General features: G+C 46.7%; 20 protein-coding genes. 14 read left to right on the plus strand and 6 right to left on the minus strand.

Going from position 1 to position 20,385, the window contains the following annotated elements; translation table 11 throughout:
* From rbfA to dltD, 12 genes are all read left to right on the plus strand, one after another.
* The gene (gene rbfA, locus AB3Y94_RS01815; RefSeq protein WP_125681111.1) at nucleotides 1–351 is read left to right on the plus strand and encodes a 30S ribosome-binding factor RbfA; all 351 of its coding nucleotides are present in this window, start codon (nucleotides 1–3) and stop codon (nucleotides 349–351) included.
* 445 nt (nucleotides 352–796) lie between these two features.
* The gene (gene truB, locus AB3Y94_RS01820; protein ID WP_367294870.1) at nucleotides 797–1,705 is read left to right on the plus strand and encodes a tRNA pseudouridine(55) synthase TruB; all 909 of its coding nucleotides are present in this window, start codon (nucleotides 797–799) and stop codon (nucleotides 1,703–1,705) included.
* 23 nt (nucleotides 1,706–1,728) lie between these two features.
* Nucleotides 1,729–2,679 (plus strand): riboflavin biosynthesis protein RibF, encoded by a 951-nt coding sequence (gene ribF / locus AB3Y94_RS01825; protein ID WP_367294871.1) that lies wholly within the window; start codon nucleotides 1,729–1,731, stop codon nucleotides 2,677–2,679.
* Between the two features lie 442 nt (nucleotides 2,680–3,121).
* Nucleotides 3,122–4,159, plus strand: coding sequence for a heat-inducible transcriptional repressor HrcA (hrcA, locus tag AB3Y94_RS01830; RefSeq protein WP_367294872.1), 1,038 nt, complete (start codon nucleotides 3,122–3,124; stop codon nucleotides 4,157–4,159).
* A 20-nt stretch (nucleotides 4,160–4,179) separates the two neighbouring features.
* On the plus strand, nucleotides 4,180–4,758 hold the full coding sequence (gene grpE, locus AB3Y94_RS01835; protein ID WP_367294873.1) for a nucleotide exchange factor GrpE: 579 nt from the start codon (nucleotides 4,180–4,182) through the stop codon (nucleotides 4,756–4,758).
* A gap of 39 nt (nucleotides 4,759–4,797) precedes the next feature.
* Complete coding sequence (dnaK, locus tag AB3Y94_RS01840; protein ID WP_367294874.1) at nucleotides 4,798–6,663, plus strand: molecular chaperone DnaK; 1,866 nt, start codon at nucleotides 4,798–4,800, stop codon at nucleotides 6,661–6,663.
* Between the two features lie 123 nt (nucleotides 6,664–6,786).
* Nucleotides 6,787–7,932 carry a molecular chaperone DnaJ gene (gene dnaJ, locus AB3Y94_RS01845; protein WP_367294875.1) on the plus strand — a complete coding sequence of 382 codons (1,146 nt, stop codon included), beginning with the start codon at nucleotides 6,787–6,789 and terminating at the stop codon, nucleotides 7,930–7,932.
* Nucleotides 7,933–8,235: 303 nt separating this feature from the next.
* A complete protein-coding gene (locus AB3Y94_RS01850; protein WP_367294876.1) occupies nucleotides 8,236–8,385 on the plus strand; it encodes a teichoic acid D-Ala incorporation-associated protein DltX in 150 nt (49 codons plus the stop codon).
* A gap of 55 nt (nucleotides 8,386–8,440) precedes the next feature.
* Entirely contained in the window at nucleotides 8,441–9,970 is a 1,530-nt protein-coding gene (gene dltA, locus AB3Y94_RS01855; protein ID WP_367294877.1) for a D-alanine--poly(phosphoribitol) ligase subunit DltA, read from the plus strand.
* Entirely contained in the window at nucleotides 9,970–11,178 is a 1,209-nt protein-coding gene (gene dltB / locus AB3Y94_RS01860) for a D-alanyl-lipoteichoic acid biosynthesis protein DltB (protein ID WP_367294878.1), read from the plus strand. Before dltA ends, dltB begins: the two co-directional genes overlap by 1 nt.
* Nucleotides 11,179–11,214: 36 nt before the next feature.
* On the plus strand, nucleotides 11,215–11,448 hold the full coding sequence (gene dltC, locus AB3Y94_RS01865; protein WP_125681131.1) for a D-alanine--poly(phosphoribitol) ligase subunit DltC: 234 nt from the start codon (nucleotides 11,215–11,217) through the stop codon (nucleotides 11,446–11,448).
* Between the two features lie 3 nt (nucleotides 11,449–11,451).
* Nucleotides 11,452–12,741: a D-alanyl-lipoteichoic acid biosynthesis protein DltD gene (gene dltD, locus AB3Y94_RS01870; RefSeq protein WP_367294879.1), complete on the plus strand. Its 1,290-nt coding sequence runs from the start codon at nucleotides 11,452–11,454 to the stop codon at nucleotides 12,739–12,741.
* A 45-nt stretch (nucleotides 12,742–12,786) separates the two neighbouring features.
* Here dltD and AB3Y94_RS01875 read toward each other — a convergent pair whose 3' ends face one another.
* The 4 genes from AB3Y94_RS01875 to AB3Y94_RS01890 all read right to left on the minus strand — a co-directional run bounded on the left by AB3Y94_RS01875 (nucleotide 12,787) and on the right by AB3Y94_RS01890 (nucleotide 16,222).
* Nucleotides 12,787–13,668: an IS3 family transposase gene (locus AB3Y94_RS01875; RefSeq protein ID WP_289670704.1), complete on the minus strand. Its 882-nt coding sequence runs from the start codon at nucleotides 13,666–13,668 to the stop codon at nucleotides 12,787–12,789.
* Entirely contained in the window at nucleotides 13,668–14,198 is a 531-nt protein-coding gene (locus tag AB3Y94_RS01880; RefSeq protein WP_367294732.1) for a helix-turn-helix domain-containing protein, read from the minus strand. The genes AB3Y94_RS01875 and AB3Y94_RS01880 overlap by 1 nt, the downstream gene beginning before the upstream one ends.
* 163 nt (nucleotides 14,199–14,361) lie before the next feature.
* A complete protein-coding gene (locus AB3Y94_RS01885; protein WP_125694239.1) occupies nucleotides 14,362–14,700 on the minus strand; it encodes a ribonuclease G in 339 nt (112 codons plus the stop codon).
* Nucleotides 14,701–14,968: 268 nt separating this feature from the next.
* Entirely contained in the window at nucleotides 14,969–16,222 is a 1,254-nt protein-coding gene (locus AB3Y94_RS01890; protein WP_367294880.1) for an RNA-guided endonuclease InsQ/TnpB family protein, read from the minus strand.
* A gap of 412 nt (nucleotides 16,223–16,634) precedes the next feature.
* Between AB3Y94_RS01890 and lepA the strand changes: the two genes are divergently transcribed.
* Nucleotides 16,635–18,467: a translation elongation factor 4 gene (gene lepA, locus AB3Y94_RS01895; RefSeq protein WP_125681136.1), complete on the plus strand. Its 1,833-nt coding sequence runs from the start codon at nucleotides 16,635–16,637 to the stop codon at nucleotides 18,465–18,467.
* A gap of 281 nt (nucleotides 18,468–18,748) precedes the next feature.
* Here the strand turns inward: lepA and AB3Y94_RS01900 are convergent, their stop codons facing one another.
* Together AB3Y94_RS01900 and AB3Y94_RS01905 are read right to left on the minus strand one after the other, a co-directional pair.
* The gene (locus AB3Y94_RS01900; protein ID WP_367294881.1) at nucleotides 18,749–19,249 is read right to left on the minus strand and encodes a hypothetical protein; all 501 of its coding nucleotides are present in this window, start codon (nucleotides 19,247–19,249) and stop codon (nucleotides 18,749–18,751) included.
* 63 nt (nucleotides 19,250–19,312) lie between these two features.
* On the minus strand, nucleotides 19,313–19,747 hold the full coding sequence (locus AB3Y94_RS01905; RefSeq protein ID WP_367294882.1) for a hypothetical protein: 435 nt from the start codon (nucleotides 19,745–19,747) through the stop codon (nucleotides 19,313–19,315).
* Between the two features lie 295 nt (nucleotides 19,748–20,042).
* Here AB3Y94_RS01905 and AB3Y94_RS01910 point away from each other — a divergent pair, with 295 nt between their 5' ends.
* Nucleotides 20,043–20,306 carry a hypothetical protein gene (locus tag AB3Y94_RS01910; protein ID WP_367294883.1) on the plus strand — a complete coding sequence of 88 codons (264 nt, stop codon included), beginning with the start codon at nucleotides 20,043–20,045 and terminating at the stop codon, nucleotides 20,304–20,306.
* Nucleotides 20,307–20,385 lie beyond the last annotated feature (79 nt).

A 20,385-nucleotide genomic window follows, 5' to 3' on the forward strand; every position in this document is an offset into this window, starting at 1 on the left:
ATGGCACAATATCGAGTTGGCCGGTTGGAACAAGAAATCCAACGGGAAGTTACGGATATTTTACTAAAACGTGTTCGCGATCCTCGGGTCGAGGGTGTCACCGTTACCGGCGTGGAAGTCACTGGTGACTTGCAACAGGCAACGATTTACTACAGTATTTTGTCTGACAAGGCTTCATCTGCAGAAAAAACGCAGCAGGGTTTGAACAAGGCCACTGGCTTGATCCGTTCAGAACTAGGGTCCCGTTTAAGCATCTACAAGACGCCTGAACTGAATTTCGAACAAGATTCGTCCGTTCGTTACGGTAGTCATATCGATGAACTGTTAAGCGAACTTCACCACAAGGATTAAACGGTGTAGTTTCACCACGAAAGGCGTTGATCTCAGCGGATCGACGCCTTTTTGGTTGCTCTGCTAAAGGCTGAAAGATCGTTTAATGTAAATTGCCCGTACTCCGGCTCTAATTGTGGTTTAACGTGAGCATGGTTGAAGACGTTAGAAGTATGGTGGTTTTGCGGTAGTTGGTCTCAAAGTACTGTGTGAGCTGCGAGGGTGACTAATTTAAACGTTGTTATGATGAGACTAGCGGGATTAAAAACTTTCAATCTTTAGTTGCTCAGAGCGGCGGTCAGAACCGCTCGCCGACGACGTGAGTCTGGCCTATTTTCACAAAGAGTGATAGGCTAATAGAACTGACATTTAGCATCGATCTGGTGGGCGGTGGGTTTTTACCTGTCGCCCCTGGATTGGAAAGTGCATCACACTTAACCACAATCAAAAAATTGGAGGAGTCTCAATGGACGGCATCATTCCCCTTTATAAAGAACGCGGTCTGACCAGTTTTGACTGCGTAGCAAAGTTACGGCGCATCTTACACACGAAAAAAGTGGGGCACAGTGGTACCCTGGATCCGGGTGTCGATGGGGTTTTACCCATCTGTATTGGATCAGCTACGAAAGTGGTGCCCTACCTAATGGCTTCCGGCAAAGTTTACCGAGGAAGTGTAACGCTTGGTTTTGCGACCACAACGGAAGACTTAGATGGCGAAGAAATCAGCCGACAGCAGCTGACTGAGCCATTTTCATTAGCAAATCTTAAAGCGGCCGCAGCGACTTTGACCGGGACAATTCAGCAAACCCCGCCCATGTTTTCTGCTGTGAAGGTGAATGGGCGCAAGTTGTATGAATACGCGCGGGCTGGTGAAACCGTGGAACGGCCAACGCGGACCATTACGGTTGATCACTTTACGTTGACTAATGCTGGTACCTTTGATGAAACGGCCGGTACCCAAACAATCAAGTTTGAAATTGGCTGTTCGAAGGGGACTTACATCCGAACGCTTGCCGTTGACTTAGGGCGGGCGCTGGGGGTACCAGCTGTTATGTCGGACTTAACCCGGCTAAAAAGTGGCGGCTTTACGCTCGACCAAGCGGTCAGCTTGGATGAAGTGGCTTCAGCTGTGGCTGAGGAACGCTTAGACGACGTTTTACGACCAATTGACTATGCACTCCAAGACTTCCCGCATGTAGCCTTAAACGACCATTTATGGGGACTGGTGAAGAACGGTGTTTTTTTGAGCGCCCATGAAGTGTCCAGCTCGGCACCAACGATTGCACTGAGCTATCAGGGACAGACCAAGTGTCTCTACCAGTGGTCCGATGAAAAAAGACAATATAAACCGCTTAAAATGTTTGCAGTGAATTAAGCTTTGAGAAGAGGAATTGTAAAATGGAAGTTATTAACATCCACCATCCGTTAGATGAACGGCAGATTCCGAATGATCCAGTGGTTCTGGCCATGGGATTCTTTGACGGGGTCCATCGGGGGCATCAAGCGGTCATCAACCGAGCGAAGGCAGAGGCACAGCACCGGAACGTTAAGCTCGCCGTTCTGACCTATGATCACCATCCGGCGTTGGTTTATCGGCCCCTGGAAGCGGATGATCGGAAGTATTTGAGTACGACTGAGCGTAAGCTACGAAAGCTGGATCGGTTAGGCGTAGACCGGGTCTTCTTGGTTAACTACACTGGGGAATTCTCTGCGCAGACTCCCCAAGAATTTGTCGACAACTACCTCGTGAAGTTTCACACGGTAGCCGCTGTGGCGGGGTTTGACCATACCTACGGTAAAAGGGATGTGGCGACCATGGATAAGCTTGCTGGGTACGCCCGGGGCCGGTTTGACGTGATTACTGTTGCCGAAGAGTCCAAGAATCAGGAAAAGATTAGTTCTACCCGCATTCGACAGGCTTTGAAGGCGGGCGACGTGGACTTGGCCAATCAGTTATTGGGGTACACGTACCGTTCGACTGGCTTGGTCGTTCACGGTGAGGCTCGGGGCCGGACAATAGGGTTCCCAACGGCCAATGTGCTGTCACCGGAAGACGAATGGCTTCCAGGAATTGGCATCTACACAGCCCGGTTAAAAGTGGGGGCAATCTGGTATCCCGGAATGGTCTCTGTTGGTCGCAACGTGACCTTTGGTGACGATCGGCCGATTACCGTCGAAATGAATCTGCTTGACTTCCAGGGCAACCTGTATGGTGAACCGGTCGAGGTTGAGTGGCATCACCGACTGCGAGGTGAAGTCAAGTTTGCCGGTGCTGACGCACTGGTGGCTCAGCTCAAGCAAGATGAAATGGCGACCAGAGACTACTTTAAGCAAGTAGCCGCTGACTAAGTAGTTTTCGCCTTACCATTTAAATTGAGACTAGGTGGTGTTCGAAACTAGCTGTCTAAAAATGGTAGCGCAAGGACGAACTGGTTGCATGAAGAAGGGTTTGGGACAAAAGTCTCAAATCCTTTTTTGTTTTTCAAACATTTATAGGCAAACGGGCGACAAACGGTAATTGACGCTCTTCCTTTTTAGTTAACCAATCAGAATACGGACTGAAGGTTAGGTACAAGTGGGGGTCGATCAGTGGTGATAGTATTTGTCAGAAAATATGAGACATTTACCGCCGATTAGGACGAATTCAGCGGAAAATTCAAAAAATTAGCACTTGACAGCAGAGTTTGCTAAAAATTCTGCCGGATTTCTTGACTTCAAAACCGGGTTTTGATACATTATATATGTGTCTTAGCACTTGTGTAGCTTGAGTGCTAAAAAAGGGGTGATTGTGATGCTTTCAGAAAGACAAATGATGATTCTGCGAGCCGTTGTCCGCGACTTTACAAACACCGGGGTACCGGTGGGGTCAAAGGCATTAGCCAAGCAGTTACCCATCCACGTAAGCTCAGCGACAATTCGTAACGAGATGGCCGCGTTAGAGGAACAGGGATTGATTAAGAAGACCCACTCCTCGTCTGGACGCATTCCTTCGGTGGAAGGCTATCGATACTATGTTGATCATCTGGTCAAGCCAGATCCACTACAACCAAACGATATGGACGTGATTCAATCCTCACTTGGTGGGGATTTCCACAAGATCGACGAGATCATTTCACAGTCCGCCACGATTCTGTCCAATCTGACGTCGTATACGGCGTTTACGTTGAAGCCAGAATTGAAGGATGCCCGGTTAAGCGGGTTTCGGTTGGTGCCGTTAGGTCGGCGTCAGGTCATGGCGATTCTGGTGACCGACGGTGGCGATGTGGAAAACCAGACGTTTGATGTCAGTGAGGACGTTAAGGGTGAGCAGTTAGAGGCCGTCGTGCGGCTGATTAATGACCAACTGGTTGGGTTGACCCTACCGGAAGTCATCAAGAAACTGCAACTCGACATCCCCGTGCAGATCGGCAATTATCTTCAAAGCCCTACCGGATTTTTGGATATCTTTGGCGATGTGCTGACTCGAGCAGCTCAGGAGCGCTTCTACGTCGGCGGCCGACTTAACCTGTTGAATTTTTCACAGGATAGTGACGTCGATTCACTGAAGTCACTGTACTCATTGATCGATCAGAGTGATGATATTGCCAATGTCTTAGGACAACCACGTGATAACATTTCCGTCCAGATCGGTAATGAGATGACCAACGATGCGTTACGTAATTACAGCCTGATCACCGCAACCTATGACGTTGATCAGCACGGGAAGGGCATGATTGCTATTCTCGGGCCGACCCGCATGCCGTACTCGCGGATGTTGGGAATTGTCGGTGCGTTTCGTGAAGAGCTCGCGAAAAAACTTTTAGATTATTATCGGTTTTACGACGAGTAAAGAAAGGGAGGTTTTTTATCGTGGCTGACAAGCAACAACCATCCACTGATGATGAAACTGCGGCAAAGGCCGCCACAACCAAGCAAGATCCAGGCAAGACTGAGCAAGGCAAGGATGCGCCAGGGAAAGCCCAAGCGGCGCCCAAGTCGCAAGAAGTGATTGACTTAGAAAAAAAAGCCAGTGACTTTGAGGACAAGTACCTGCGGGCCGAAGCTGAGGTTCAAAATATGCAGACGCGGTTCCAAAAGGAACAGGCGACGCTCATCAAGTATGATGGCCAACAACTTGCAAAGGACGTGCTCCCCGTGATCGATAACCTGGAGCGGGCCCTCGCAGTTGAAGCAACCGATGATACGGGTGCTCAGCTTAAGAAGGGTGTCCAAATGACCTATGATCATTTGGAAGACGCCTTGAAGCGTAACAACGTCACGGAGATTGAAGCAATGGGCCAAAAGTTTGACCCAACGCGTCATCAGGCCGTGCAATCCGTTCCTACTGAGGCAGGACAGGATGCAGAGACGGTAGTCAAGGTGCTCCAAAAGGGTTATCTCTTGAAGGACCGTGTACTTCGGCCAGCAATGGTCGTTGTTGCACAATAATTAAACAAATAAAAAAACTATAAAAAGAGGGAATTTTTGATGGCAAGTAACAAGATTATCGGGATTGACTTAGGGACGACTAACTCAGCCGTTGCCGTTCTTGAAGGTAGCACCCCAAAGATTATTGCGAACAAAGAAGGCGCCCGGACGACGCCATCTGTCGTTGCTTTTAAAGACGGCGAAACACAAGTTGGTGAAGTTGCCAAGCGGCAAGCAATCACCAATCCAAACACGATTTCATCTATCAAGAGTCACATGGGTGAATCAGGTTTCAAAGAAACGATTGATGGCAAGGATTACACGCCAGAACAAGTTTCTGCAATGATCTTACAACACCTGAAGTCTTTTGCTGAAGACTACATTGGTGATACAGTCGACAAGGCTGTTATCACGGTCCCAGCTTACTTCAACGATGCACAACGGCAAGCTACGAAGGATGCCGGTAAAATTGCTGGCTTGAACGTTGAACGGATCATCAACGAACCAACAGCTGCTGCTTTGGCCTATGGTTTGGACAAGCAAGACAAAGATGAAAAAGTCATGGTTTACGACCTTGGTGGTGGGACCTTTGATGTTTCCATCCTGGACTTAGGTGATGGTGTCTTTGATGTTCTGTCTACCAACGGTGATACCCATTTAGGTGGGGATGACTTTGACCAAAAGATTATGGATTGGTTGATTGATGGTTTCAAGCAGGAAAACGGTGTGGACTTGTCTAAGGACAAGATGGCCGTTCAACGTTTGAAGGATGCTGCTGAAAAGGCTAAAAAGGACCTCTCTGGTGTAACTGAGGCTTCCATCAGCTTGCCATTTATCTCTGCTGGGGATAATGGCCCACTGCATTTGGAAAAGAGCTTAAGTCGTGCTAAGTTCAACGAATTGACTGCTGATCTGGTTGAAAAGACCCGGATTCCAGTTGAAAACGCCTTGAAGGATGCTGACTTGAAGGCCAGCGATGTTGACGTTGTTATCTTAAACGGTGGGTCCACTCGGATTCCAGCCGTTCAAGAAGCCGTTGAGAAGTGGACGGGTAAGGAATCCAACCACTCCATCAACCCTGATGAAGCCGTTGCTTTAGGTGCCGCCGTTCAAGGTGGGGTCATCACCGGTGATGTAAAGGATGTTGTTTTGTTGGACGTTACGCCACTGTCCTTAGGTATCGAAACGATGGGTGGGGTCTTCACCAAGTTGATCGACCGGAACACGACGATTCCTACCAGCAAGTCCCAAGTCTTCTCAACCGCTGCTGACAACCAACCAGCCGTTGATATCCACGTCTTACAAGGTGAACGGCCAATGGCTGCTGACAACAAGACTCTGGGTAACTTCCAATTGGCTGACATTCCAGCAGCACCTCGTGGGGTTCCTCAAATTCAAGTAACGTTTGATATCGATAAGAACGGTATTGTTAACGTGTCTGCTAAGGATATGGGAACAAACAAGGAACAAAAGATCACCATCAAGAGCTCCGACGGTCTGTCCGACGAAGAAGTTGAAAAGATGATGAACGAAGCCAAGGAAAACGAAGCAGCCGACAAGAAGCGTAAGGAAGAAGTCGACACCAAGAACGAAGTCGACCAACTCTTATTCCAGACTGACAAGACCTTGAAGGATGTTAAGGGTAAGGTTTCTGACGACGAAATCAAGAAGGCTGAAGATGCTCGTGACGCCCTCAAGAAGGCCCAAGAAGCGAACGACCTTGACGACATGAAGTCCAAGAAGGATGATTTGAACAAGATTATCCAAGACTTATCCGTAAAGTTATACCAACAAGCACAAGAAGCACAGCAAGCCGCCGGTAAGGGTGACGGTGCTGATAAAGGTGCTGATGCCAAGGATGCTGGCAAGGACGGCGATACCGTTGACGGTGACTTCCACGAAGTTAACGACGACGATAAGAAGTAATTTCTAGCTCACGGTAGCAAGTGGTAAGCAAAAAGTCAGAGTCCGTGGGGCTTTGGCTTTTTGTTTCGAGTATGCTATTCTTACAAGTAGCGAAAAATATCGGTAAGAATTGGGAGGAAAAAGATGGCGGAAACGGACTTATATGGCGTATTAGGTGTCGCAAAGGATGCCAGCCAGGATGAAATTAAGAAGGCCTATCGAAAATTATCAAAGAAGTATCATCCAGATTTGAATAAGGCACCGGATGCGGCGGATAAATTTAAAGCCGTTCAGGATGCGTATGACGTTCTGGGGGATGAACAGAAGCGGGCCAATTATGATCAGTACGGTTCAGCCGATGGCTCCCAAGGTTTCGGTGGCTTCAGCGGTGGTCAACAAGGCGGCTTTGGCGGTTTTGGTGGCGGCGGGGGCTTCGACGACATCTTCAATTCATTCTTTGGTGGTGGCGGTGGCCAACGGAATCCCAACGCACCACGTCCTGGTCGGGACCTTCAGTACCAGATGGATTTGAAGTTTGAAGAGGCCATTTTTGGTAAGAAAACCAAGATCAAATACACGCGTGAATCACAATGCCATACTTGTGGTGGGAATGGTGCTAAACCAGGTACTTCACCAGTTACCTGTCACCAATGTGGTGGTTCTGGGTTCGTGACAACTGAGACGAATACTCCCCTCGGTCGGATGCGTAGCCAACAGCCATGTCCCGTATGTCACGGAACTGGTAAAGAGATCAAGGAAAAGTGCCCAACCTGTGGCGGTTCTGGTCACGAGGAAGAACGGCATGAAGTTGAGGTTTCCATTCCAGCTGGTGTGGATGATGGTCAACAAATGCGGTTACAGGGTCAGGGTGAAGCCGGCCAAAATGGTGGTGGCTACGGTGACCTGTTCATTATTTTCCAAGTTGAACCTAGCAAGGACTTCCGTCGTGATGGTACAGAAATCTACTTTAATCAAGACATTTCCTTTGTTCAAGCTACAATGGGGGATGAAGTCACGGTCAAAACCGTGCATGGAGATGTTAAGTTGAAGGTTCCTGCTGGTACACAAGGCGGGACTACTTTCCGTTTGAAGGGTAAGGGGGCACCACGCCTACGTGGTAACGGTAACGGTGACGAACACGTCACTGTGAAAGTCGTAACCCCTAAGAACCTGAACAAGGGTCAGCGAGATGCACTGCGGGACTTTGCCAAGGCCAGTGGTGAGACGGTCTCGGGGACTGGAAAAGGAAACTTATTTAACAAAATGCGCGATAAATTTAACGAAAATTAGTCGGCGAGTAAAATCGCTGTGATGGCTAATCTATCAAGGCTGCTGAAAATTTTCAGCGGCCTTTTTTGTGGCCCAAAATGACTTAGACCCGGTCGAAAAGAAAAGAAAGCTTTAAGGTTGAGTAGTGTTGTTTGCAATCCGGTTTTCACAATGATAACCTCAAAATATAAGGAGCGTAGCTGGGGCTACGATTACTCCTCACCTGGTCAGAAGGATTCGTCGGGGAAAGTCCCTTCTGAGCAGGGGCGAACGGACGTCGGTTTTGGGGACGAATCAACCGACAAAACTTTGGGGGTGAATTTCATGAGAGCAAAGTGGCTGGCATTATGGCATCAGCCAGTAATCGCGTTCATTGGCTGGACGGCATTCTACTTTGTGATTTTGATGGCATTAGTATATTTATACGGCTACAGCGGATTAAACAACTCGACGTTTATTTACAACGAGTTCTAGTTGAGGGGTCAACGACCGCATGATTAAGCCGGATAGCCTTTGGGGGGGATAGAGAATGATTGAAAACATGATCAAAGTAATTGATCAGGTTGCTCAAAGCGATCCGGAACGGATCGCGTATGATTATTTAGGACAGACGAATACGTATGGTGACTTAAAACAGCGTTCGGATGCCTTAGCAGCACATTTAGATGAAATGGAATTACCACGAGAATCACCAGTCTTGGTGTATGGTGGTCAGACGTTTGACATGATGGCGACGTTCTTGGGAATTGTGAAGAGTGGTCACGCCTACGTGCCCATTGATACGCATTCACCAGTGGAACGAATCGTCACAATTAATGAGATTGCCAAACCTGTGGCAGCCATTGCAGTCAGTCCACTGCCAACGGCACTAACGGGTACGCCGGTGATCGCTACTGACGAGTTGGGTCAGATTTTTGATCACACTGTGTCGAATTACCAAGTGACCCATGAAGTGACGGGGGATGAGACCTACTACATCATCTTTACGTCAGGAACAACCGGAAAGCCTAAAGGGGTTCAAATTTCACACGCCAACTTATTAAGTTATGTGAACTGGATGCTGAGTTCGGACTTCACGTTACCAGAGACACCTAGAACGTTGTCTCAGGCGCCTTACTCGTTTGACCTATCCGTGATGGACTGGGGACCAACGTTGGCTGCGGGGGGCACGCTAGTTGCCTTACCGAAGACGGTAACGGATAACTTCAGGGAATTATTTACGACATTGCCTAAGATGGCCCTGAACGTTTGGGTCTCAACGCCATCGTTCGTGGATATTTGTCTGATGGAACCCACGTTTAGTGAGGAGCGGTATCCTAACTTGACCCGGTTCTTATTCTGTGGTGAAGAGTTAACCCACGCCACTGCCCAGATGCTCCGGCAACGGTTCCCACACGCCCGCATCTTTAACACGTATGGCCCAACGGAGACAACCGTGGCGGTCACCCAAGTTGAAATCACCGATAAAATCTTAGCAGATTACCCACGACTGCCGATTGGCTATGCCAAGGCTGACACTGAGATGTTGGTCGTTGATGAACAACTCCATCCAGTGGCTGCTGGTGTTGAAGGTGAGATTTTGATTTGTGGTCCATCCATGTCCAAGGGCTACTTGAACAATCCAGACAAGACGGAAAAAGCGTTCTTGGACGTTGATGGTTGGCGTGTTTATCGTTCTGGTGACTTGGGTGTTCAGCTGGACAATGGTCTGGTCATGTATCGGGGTCGAACCGACTTTCAAATTAAGCTTCACGGGTACCGCATCGAACTGGAAGAGGTCAATCATTACCTGTCTCAGGAAGACCATATTCAGGTCGGTGTGGCGGTACCTCGCTACGATCGGAATCATAAGGTCAGCCAATTGATTGCCTGGGTGGTGCCTCAAGTGCACGACTTTGCCAGTGAACTGGATCTGACGAAAGCAATTAAAGACAATTTACAAGGCGGAGATATGATGGAATACATGATCCCACAACGCTTCGTTTATAAAGATAGCCTACCGATGACCCCCAACGGCAAGGTCGATATTAAATCTATCATTGCCGAGGTCAATCACTAATGCTGTCATTTGAACCATACGGTAACCCAACGTATTTTGCCCTGTTGGGGGTGGCACTGTTGCCACTAATGATTGGTCTTCTATACGGCAAGCGGTCACGTTTGTACGAAACACTGATTTCAATCTTCTTCCTGGTCCTGACCTTTGGTGGTCCTAAGTGGACCCAAGGGGTAGCCTTGATTATCTACATTTTGTACGAAGTGGCGCTCACCTGGGGGTATGCCATTTACCGAAGACATAAGAATTCGGGGCCGTTCTTCTACGTCATGGTGATTTTGGCCATTCTGCCGTTAACCATTGTTAAGGTGACACCGGCAGTTGAAAATGGTCAGTCGTCCCTGATTGGTTTCTTGGGTGTCAGTTATTTAACGTTTAGAGCCGTGCAGACCATGATGGAAACACGGGATGGAACGTTAAAAGACTACAACATCATGACATTTTTACAATTTATGCTGTTCTTCCCAACCATTTCTTCCGGACCAATTGACCGTTATCGACGGTTTGAAGCCGACTATCGGTCAGTACCAGACCGGGAGAAATATCTGGGAATGGTGCAAAAAGGGATCCGTTATATCTTTGTAGGATTCCTGTACAAGTTCATTCTGGCTTACTACTTCGGAACAATGTTGATGCCGAAGTTACAGCTGATGGCAATGAATTCACGAGGTGGGTTCTTGGACATGTCATGGCCGGTAATCGGCTACATGTACTGTTACAGTGCGGACTTGTTCTTTGACTTCGCTGGGTATTCACTGTTTGCGGTGGGGACGTCCTACATTATGGGGATTGAGACACCAATGAACTTTAATCAACCTTGGCGTTCACCAAACATCAAGGATTTCTGGAATCGTTGGCACATCACGTTGTCATTCTGGTTCCGTGACTTTATCTACATGCGACTGGTTTTCTGGTTCATGAAGCATAAGGTCTTCAAGAAACCAACGACCACAGCCAACGTGACTTACATTATCAACATGTTAGTCATGGGGTTCTGGCACGGGGTAACTTGGTACTACATCACCTACGGCCTGTTTCATGGGGTGGCTTTGGTGGTGAATGACACCTGGCTCCGGTACAAAAAGAAGCACCGGGCGAGCGTGCCACACAACCGCTTTACGCAGTGGTTTGCCATCTTCCTGACGGCAAACATGGTCTGCTTCAGTTTCCTGATTTTCTCAGGATTACTGGATAAGTTATGGTTCCAATAAAACTCAGGTTTAAATTTCATATAGGGGGAAATTAAAATGGATATCAAAGCAACGGTTTTAGCAATTTTAAGTGACTTAACGGGGAACGATGTTAGTGGCGCAATGGACGACAACCTGTTTGACAGTGGGTTAATGGACTCCATGGGTTCAGTTCAACTGTTATTACAATTACAAAGTGAATTAGGGGTTAACGTGCCAGTTTCTGAATTTGAGCGGTCAGAGTGGGACACGCCCAACAAAATTGTTGCGAAAGTCGAAAGCCTGGCTTAGCCAATGGCAAAGCGACTTCTACGGATCTTTGGTCCGTTAATTCTCGCGGCTGTTCTTGTTTTTGCGGTACTGGCGATGCCAGTCAAGTTAGGTTTTAGTCACGTTAGCAAGTCGCACGAGCGACAGGCAGCGGTTTCGCTGTCGCCCAACGTTCTGCGGGGGAAGCACATTAAAGAGGAAGCCTTGAAGGATGGATTTGTGCCATTCTTTGGGTCCTCTGAATGGTCCCGATTTGATCCCATGCACCCTTCGGTCCTAGCACAGAAATATCACCGGGATTACCGGCCATTTCTATTAGGTGCCCGGGGCTCACAATCTTTGACGCAGTACTTCGTGATGCAAAACATCCAAGGCCAATTGCGGAATAAGAAAGCAGTCTTTGTGATTTCGCCACAATGGTTTGTGAAGGGCGGAACGCGGAAGGATGCCTTTGGGTTCTACTACTCACAATTGCAGACGGCGGAGTGGTTGACGCATTTCCGGAGTGATGCAATTGATCAATATGCGGCCCAACGGTTGCTGCAGATGCCTGCTGCCCAATCAGATCATTTTATTTACGCGGCGCTCCAACGGGTTGCTAGTGGGAAGAAGTTAACGGATTACCAGCGCTTCTACCTGCAGACGCGGAAGAATATGCTGACGCAAGAAGATCAATTCTTCTCCGGCATTGACTTGCCATCGCAAAACTTGAACAAGGTTAACCAGCAAGCCAAGAAGTTACCCACTCATTACTCATACTCGGCGCTGGATGCCTTGGGAGGCCGGTTAGGGAAAGCGGCAACGAATGATAACCGGTTCGGTATTAGTAACAAATTTTACCATCAAGGTTTGAAGAAAGAATTAAAGCACGGGAAGCTGAAAGGCTTCCAAAAGAATCTGTCTTACACGAAGTCACCAGAATTTGCGGACTTCCAACTGTGCTTGGATCAGTTTGCCCGTCTGAATACCAACGTGTTGTTTATTATTCCGCCAGTCAATGCTAAGTGGCAGAAGTACACGGGGCTTTCGGCAAGCATGCTCAAGCAGTTTGATGAAAAGATTCATTACCAACTTCAGTCGCAAGGGTTTAACAACATTGTCGACTTGAGTGACAAGGGGAACGTGCCGTACTTTATGACTGACACGATTCACTTGGGCTGGCGCGGTTGGCTGGCCGTCGATCAACGGGTCAACCCGTTCTTGACGAAGCAGCAGGAACAACCAAAATACAGCATCAACGACAAGTTCTACTCGAAGAAGTGGCAACAGTTGGCCCCATCGGATTTAAAGCAGTATGAAAATGAAGCAAAATAAAAAATGGTCTCCAATGAAGTGAACCCTTAAAGTTGGACACAGAATTTACGCTGCCTTCTGGATGGCGAGTTCCCGGTATTTTTCCGGGGACTTGCCATCCAGTTTTGTTTTGATCCGACGTTTATTGTAAAAGTTAATCCAGTCAGTCATAGCTTGAGTCAAGTCTTCCTTGTTCTCAAAATGCTCATCCATAACTTCGACCTTCATGATGTGGAAGAATGATTCAACTGCCGCATTATCTAGACAAGTTGCTTTGCGTGACATGCTTTGAAATACGCGATGTTCTTTGAGTGTTTCTCGCCAGAATTTATGTTGATACTGGAATCCCTGATCCGTGTGGACTGTTGTTCGATAACCTAACTTTGGCAGTCCTTCCAATGCTTCTCTAAGCGGCTTTAGGGCAAATTCTACTGTTGGATGGTCACTGATGTTGAAGGCTAAGACTTCGCCTGAGAAGAGGTCAATCACTGGTTCTAAATAGACCCGTTCACTTTGGCTCATACCACCGTATCGAAATTCACTGACATCTGTAACGAGTTTTTGATAGGGTCGGTCCGTTTTGAATCGTCGGTTCAACCGATTAGGCGCAATTTTACCAACGGATCCTTTGTATGAATTATATTTACGTTTTTGCCGATTGTACGCTAAACAAAGCCAATCATGCTCATGCATTAGACGCAAGACTCGTTTATGATTCACCGTGAATCCATGCTCCTGTAAAGCTTTAGTTAGTCGCCGGTAACCATACTTCTTGGTGTACTTAGAATCTTCCTGCCGGATCTCATCGATTGCCTGAATGATTGGAGAATCATCCAGCTTTTCACGCTGACGATGTGAGCGTGCGTAATAATACGTACTTCTTGGTACTTTGACGACCTTGAGTAGGAGCTTGATGGGCACTTGAAAGACCTGCCTTAACTCGGTCACTATTTGCGAGATTTCTTGTCTGCTGACTTCTTCTGAGCTAAGGCATCGAGTTTTTTTAGGTATTCATTCTCAATCTTTAACATCAAGTTTTCTTGTTTTAATTGCTTCAATTCATCGGCGGTACTGGAGTTATTGCGACTCTTTGAAGGCTTCGTTTGCTTATGTTTAGCCATGATTTTAGGCTTTCCTCGCTTCCGTTCAAGGCCAGCGATTCCTTGCTCCTCAAAGCGCTTCTCCCATTGCCAGATGGTGCTTGGCGAAGATAGATTGAAGTGCAGAGCCGTTACCGGAAGCGAGGCCTGATGTTGTTTTCTCCAGTTTAATACATCAACCTTGAACTGACTAGAATATTCTGGCTTCTGATCCTTCAGCTTCAATCCAGCTATACCGTATTTCTGGAAGCGACTAACCCAAAGAAGGATAGTTTCTTCCTTGCTGATACCATGTTTTCTGGCCAATGAGGTTGATCCAACTCCACTCAAATATTCAGTGACGACCTTAATTCTAAAATCTAAATCAAACTTAACCATAGTAAAACCCCCAAGGTTGGACTTTCTGTCCAACCTTGGGGGTTCACTTCACAATCGCAAGGTTGGAGACCATTTTTATTGATGGTGATAAAAAATCGCTATTCCCAAGTATAAGGAATAACGACCGTTGTCTTTAAAAATAATGGTCAAAAATAGCGAAAGACTAATAGTTGTTTCCGAACAAGCTGGCCAAGACAGTCGCGAAGAAGATCCAGTAAAGGACGACACTGGCTACCGCCACGATGAAGTTGATCAACCCGGCGCGGTTCCAAGTTTTTTGAACAGCCTTGAAGGTTTCCACGTCTTGGTAGTCACCCTTTTGCCAAGCCCATTCGTTCCCCTTGAAGCCGACCACAAAGATCCATACGATGTTGAAGATGGGAATGAGCATGAGGAGGGGGAGATAGGTCTTGTTACCAAGTCCCCAGAAAATGTTGTACATAAAGGCGCCCCAGTTCCAGCCTTTGACCTCTTGTGGGACAGTTTTACCGTTCTCTTGCATAAATGTTTTCCTCCCTGGAAAAAACAGCTTTTAGCGTCGGTCAGTTTTGGACGGTTAAGTTGCTGCGAAAAGCCCCGATAATAATTAACGAATAAATATTTAGTCAGTTGCGTCAACCACGCCCTTTTAAAAACGGACGCTTGTGAGAACCACACCCTTTGGCATGGTGACCACAATTTGCTTAGATACAGCGCTAGCCTACGAATAGGACTTATCCGCTAATTACCAAAGCCTTTTAGGTCCGCAGGTTGCCAGACGGACTCGTTTCCTACAAAGCAGCTAACCCCTTAGCTAGAATATTCTTAGCTGCATTATGATCACGCACATGAAACGTCCCACAACTAGGGCATGTCCACTCGCGGTCAGCCAACGTCAACTTATTCTTCCCGGTCATGAGGTGCCCACAATGGCTACAAGTTTGCGTTGTATTTTGGGGATTGACCGTCAAAAAATTCCGGCCATACAAATCAGCTTTGTAGGACAACATGTTCAATAGTGTTCGCCAGCCGACGTCCGAGATGCTCATTGCCAAGGCGTGATTCCGCAACATATTTTTACTCCGCAGTTCTTCAGCTACGACTAAATCGTGGTTTTTGATCAAGGTCGTAGAGACGTGGTGCAAAAAGTTCTTACGTTGATTGGCAACTTTAAGTTGTAATTTAGCCACTAATAACCGTTGTCTTTGATAATCCTTTGCTTCTGATAAACGTCGCTGACTCTTTTTAGCTCGTCTGGCCCGCCGCGACAGTTTTCGTTGGGCTTTAGCTAGTTTCCCTCTAATAGTTCGGTAGTAACGTGGATTATCAATCACCTGTCCATTGGAGTCCGTCAGAAAATTGTCGAGATTCAAATCAATGCCGACTTTAGATTCAATCGCGGGTTGTTTGGCAACGAAGGGTTGTTCTGACCCAATCTGTAGAGACACAAGGTAATGACCCGCAGTGTCCATTGAGACCGTTGTTGTTCCAATTCTAATGTCATTAGCTCGTTCTAAAATCTTTAGTGGAAGTCCCTTGAATCGGAGACGTCCCAGCTTGGGTAGTTGTAGGTGGCGGTTGTCAGTTAGTCTAACACTACCATTCTCCATGGTTGGGACCGTTACTTTAACACTGTAAAGACACGATGTTTGATAAGTCTGTGTGTAACCACGCTTGTGAAACTTAGGGGTCCCCGCCCGATGAACCTGCCGGAATAGCTTCCAAGCAGTCCTATAATTCTTGATAGCGTTGGCTTTCATCAAGCTGTCAAAATCCGGGTGATTTAACCATCCATGAATATTGGAAATGGCAGTTGATGGCTTCTTTAGACGTTCAGTCAGATCAGCGATTCGATCCAAGACAATTGTAATTGGAATCTTCACTTGCTTTAACCAGAATAGATCATTATTCATCCCGTTCATCTGATTATAAATAAACCGACTAGCGTCACTGTTACGTTTGATCAGACGTTTCTGTTCGGTTGAAGGAAAGACTCTAACTTTAACCCCATAATGATAAGGTAATTGGGCCATCGTTTTCGCCATAAACTGCCACCTCCCTTTGCTTGATAACCAGCGTACCATATGAGCATACTGTATCCATAGCAAAGCGTCTTACAATAATATTTATGGAGGTACCATATGAGTATCGCTGATCGACGAAAGGTATAGTGGCATTCATCCCTTGCTTGAAAGCAAGGGAATTCTGCCTAATTTATATTAAAACAAACTATGTTTATTTTACTATAAATCAGCTTGGAAGTGGTGTGATAGTTTCATTTTTTTCGGTTGAGCTGAAAGCTTTCAGAAACCGAGTCCATAACAGTGATTGTGGCTGGTCTGCCAGATTGGGAAGAAAGCCTTGATTTTAGCGGATTTAACTGCCTTAAAATTAGGCAAATGCTGGGTCTATGGTATAATTGTTTAGACATGGCGTTTAAGAAAGTAGGAAATCAACATGGATCTTGAAAAATTAAAAGCACATCAAAAATATATTCGCAATTTTTCCATTGTGGCCCATATTGACCACGGGAAATCTACGTTAGCGGACCGCATCTTGGAATTGACTGATACCATCTCCAAGCGCGATATGCAAGATCAGGTGTTGGATAACATGGACCTTGAACGTGAACGGGGAATTACCATCAAGTTGAACGCGGTGGAGCTGACCTATCACGCCAAGGACGGCCACGATTACGAATTTCATTTGATCGATACACCAGGACACGTCGACTTCTCCTATGAGGTCTCACGGAGTCTGGCAGCGTGTGAAGGGGCCGTACTGGTCGTCGACGCTGCGCAGGGGGTCGAAGCTCAGACGTTAGCAAACGTCTATTTAGCTCTGGATGACAATCTGGAAATCGTGCCGGTCGTCAACAAGATTGATTTACCAGCGGCTGATCCAGAGAAAGTCAAAAAAGAAATCGAAGATGTCATTGGGCTCGATGCTTCTGATGCCGTCTTGGCGAGTGCCAAGCAGGGTATCGGGATCGAAGAACTTCTCGAGCAAGTTGTGGCTAAGGTGCCGGCACCAGCTGGTGATTTAGACGCACCATTGAAGGCGTTGGTCTTTGACTCCGTCTACGATGACTATCGAGGCGTTGTGTTGAGCATTCGGGTCTTTGAAGGGACCGTTCAACCAGGCGATAAGATTCGTTTAATGAACAGTGGGAGTGAATATGAGGTTACTGAGGTGGGGGTTAACTCACCGAAGCCAATTTCACGGGACAACTTGATCGCCGGTGACGTGGGTTACATCACGGCCAGCATTAAGGACATCACGGATACCCGAGTGGGTGATACAGTGACGAACGCTGCCATGCCTGCTGACAAGGCGTTGCCAGGTTACCGGGAAATGAGTCCCATGGTTTACGCCGGACTTTACCCAACGGACAACGCTAAGCTGAATGACTTACGGGAAGCTCTGGAAAAATTAAAGCTGAACGATGCTGCGTTGGAATTTGAACCAGAATCCTCCCAGGCGTTGGGCTTTGGGTTCCGGTGTGGGTTCTTGGGGATGCTGCACATGGATGTCATCCAGGAGCGACTGGAGCGTGAGTTTAACCTTGATTTGATCACCACGGCACCATCCGTTACGTATCACGCATATCTGACGGATGGGACGATGAAGGAAGTCGAGAACCCAGCAGAAATGCCAGAAGCTTCTTCGATTAAGAGTGTCGAGGAACCTATTGTTAAGGCTACAATTATGGCACCTAATGATTATGTTGGGGCAGTCATGGAACTTTGCCAACACCGTCGCGGTCAGTTCCTGACGATGGAGTATTTGGATGATTACCGGGTCAACATTATCTACAACATGCCACTGTCCGAAATCATCTTTGATTTCTTTGATAAGTTGAAGTCCAGCACGCGGGGCTATGCCTCATTGGACTACGAAATGAACGGCTATCAAGCTGCGGACTTGGTGAAGATCGATATTCTGTTGAACGGCGACAAGGTCGATGCGTTGAGTTTTATTGCGCATAGAACCTTCGCCCCACAACGGGGTCGGGAAATTGCGTCTCGCTTGAAGAAAATTATTCCACGACAAAACTTTGAAATTCCCGTGCAAGCGGCCATTGGGGCAAAGATTATTGCCCGGACGACCATCAAGGCTTACCGGAAGGACGTTACTGCCAAACTGTACGGTGGTGACCGAACCCGGCGGATGAAGTTGTTGGAAAAGCAAAAGGTTGGTAAGAAGCGGATGAAGGCTGTGGGGAAAGTTGATATTCCTCAGGAAGCATTTATGGCTGTTCTGAAGACTGACGAGGATGAAAGCGACTAGAAATTTGTGCTAAAGTAAACGACTCTTCTAGTTGTCATCAGGTTCAGGTATGGTTATACGTTATAAGTATTTGTTTTGTAGTAAAATCCGAATTTTATTTCCAAGGGGTTCATCGTCAGCTCTTACTGACGTTGGGCCTTTTCTTGAACGGACAATAAAAACTACCAGGGAATTTTTACCTTGGTAGTTTTTTGATGTTGGGAGATGTTTAACTCGTAACATTGACTCCCTAAAATTAATTATTTACCGCTGATCTTTGAAGCAATTAAGACTTCCTAAAGTCAAAAATTCTGATACGAGAATTTAGGAAAATGCTTTTGTCCCATTTTTTTAGCAACTTTTTTACTTCGGTAGTAATGGGCACTGACCCAGATACCCGCGCCCTCAGCAATAGTTAGCACTTTATGCTTGCCAAACTTGTGTAAATTATAATACTCACCATCACCGGCAGACTGTTGCCAACCATATTCATGAATCCAGCGATAGCCGGCAAGTTTACTAGTTTGGGTGGCCGTCCAATACTTCACGGTTTTCATGGCTTTTTTGTTGTAGTAGACTTTGTGCTTTTTGTATTTACGCAGGTTTTTATTACTCATATGTAGTTTATAGATTTTCTTTTTACCATAACCAAAGTTGGTATAGGTGTACCAGGTGCCACGCATCCCCTTGGGTAGCTTACTATATGAATAGCCCGCTTTATGGGCTGATGCGGTCGTGGTTAAAGCACCGACTGCAAAAAAACAAACGAGTACAATTAAAATTAATTTCAATATTTTTCTCATGATAAAAATCCCTTCGTAACTATTTAACCAATAAAGTGAAAGTAGGCATGTTTTCTCAGAATCTTACTTGACACCCTTAGGCAGGCCGTGAAAGGGGTTGCTCTGGTAGGCCCGGTAAGTATGGTGGCTAACCTTAGTGACGTTACTGCTAAACAGAAATACTTTCTTGTGACTGTAGAAGTGGAGGTGATGGTGCGACTGTTTTTGAAATTTAATGGTAACGGCTTCCTTGTCCATCTCACTGATAGCATGAATCCGGTAAGTTTTGCCAGTACGGTGGATCCGCTTGATTTTCTGTGGGAGTAGTCCCGCTTGAGGCGCACCCAGAATAACTTGGTGGGCAGTGAACTGAACGAGGTCGCCCTTACCAATATAGTATCCTCGTAAGCTTTTCGGTGTTGTCTTGTACGTCTTCGCACTGGCATTAACCGTTGGCAGGGTGGCCCCCAACGTTAAACTGGCTAATAGCGTAGCTGAGATTGTCATAACTTTGTTCAAAGTGAACAGCTCCTATTCTAAAATAATGATCATCCTTAACCGGAGATGTCGTTCTCTATCTCACAGTCAGCGATTATGTATTCAGTTTACTATTCGAAAGTATGATAGTAAATGCACCTTTTAACCAAACGGGTCTAATTGTTAGGTTATCGGATGCTTGTTGTTCATAACTACTTAGTTTATAAAACGTTTTTTCATACAGACTGTTCGTTTAAGGGTTTCACCCTTAAATGTGGTAGGCTACCAGTATTGAGCTGTGAAAAGATGCACAAATTTTCTTTCTGGGGGAATAATAATGGCGGAGTTTATGTTTAAAGGTGGAGTTGAGGCTTTTGTTCGGCGATTGAATGAGGTGCTGGACTACCTAAAGCCCACCGAGGTGGCACTGGTAGAGAAGTTGCTCCGTGTGGCGGTGGAACCGGATCAACCAGTGACTATGGGGGAACTTCAGCAGCAGTTAGGCGTGACGCCAGCTGATTTAGCAATGAGCTTTCGTGAGCTGGTGGCCTGGGACTTGATTGCTTGGGTACCAACCAGTGCGGTCAAAGCTGCTGGTTAAGCTAGCACTCTCTTGTTGAACGTATACGTTCGGAGCGCAAAAAGGGTTTGAGACTTTGGTCTCAAACCCTTTCCTACGT

The sequence above is a fragment of the Levilactobacillus yonginensis genome (assembly GCF_964065165.1).
Lineage (GTDB): Bacteria > Bacillota > Bacilli > Lactobacillales > Lactobacillaceae > Levilactobacillus > Levilactobacillus yonginensis_A.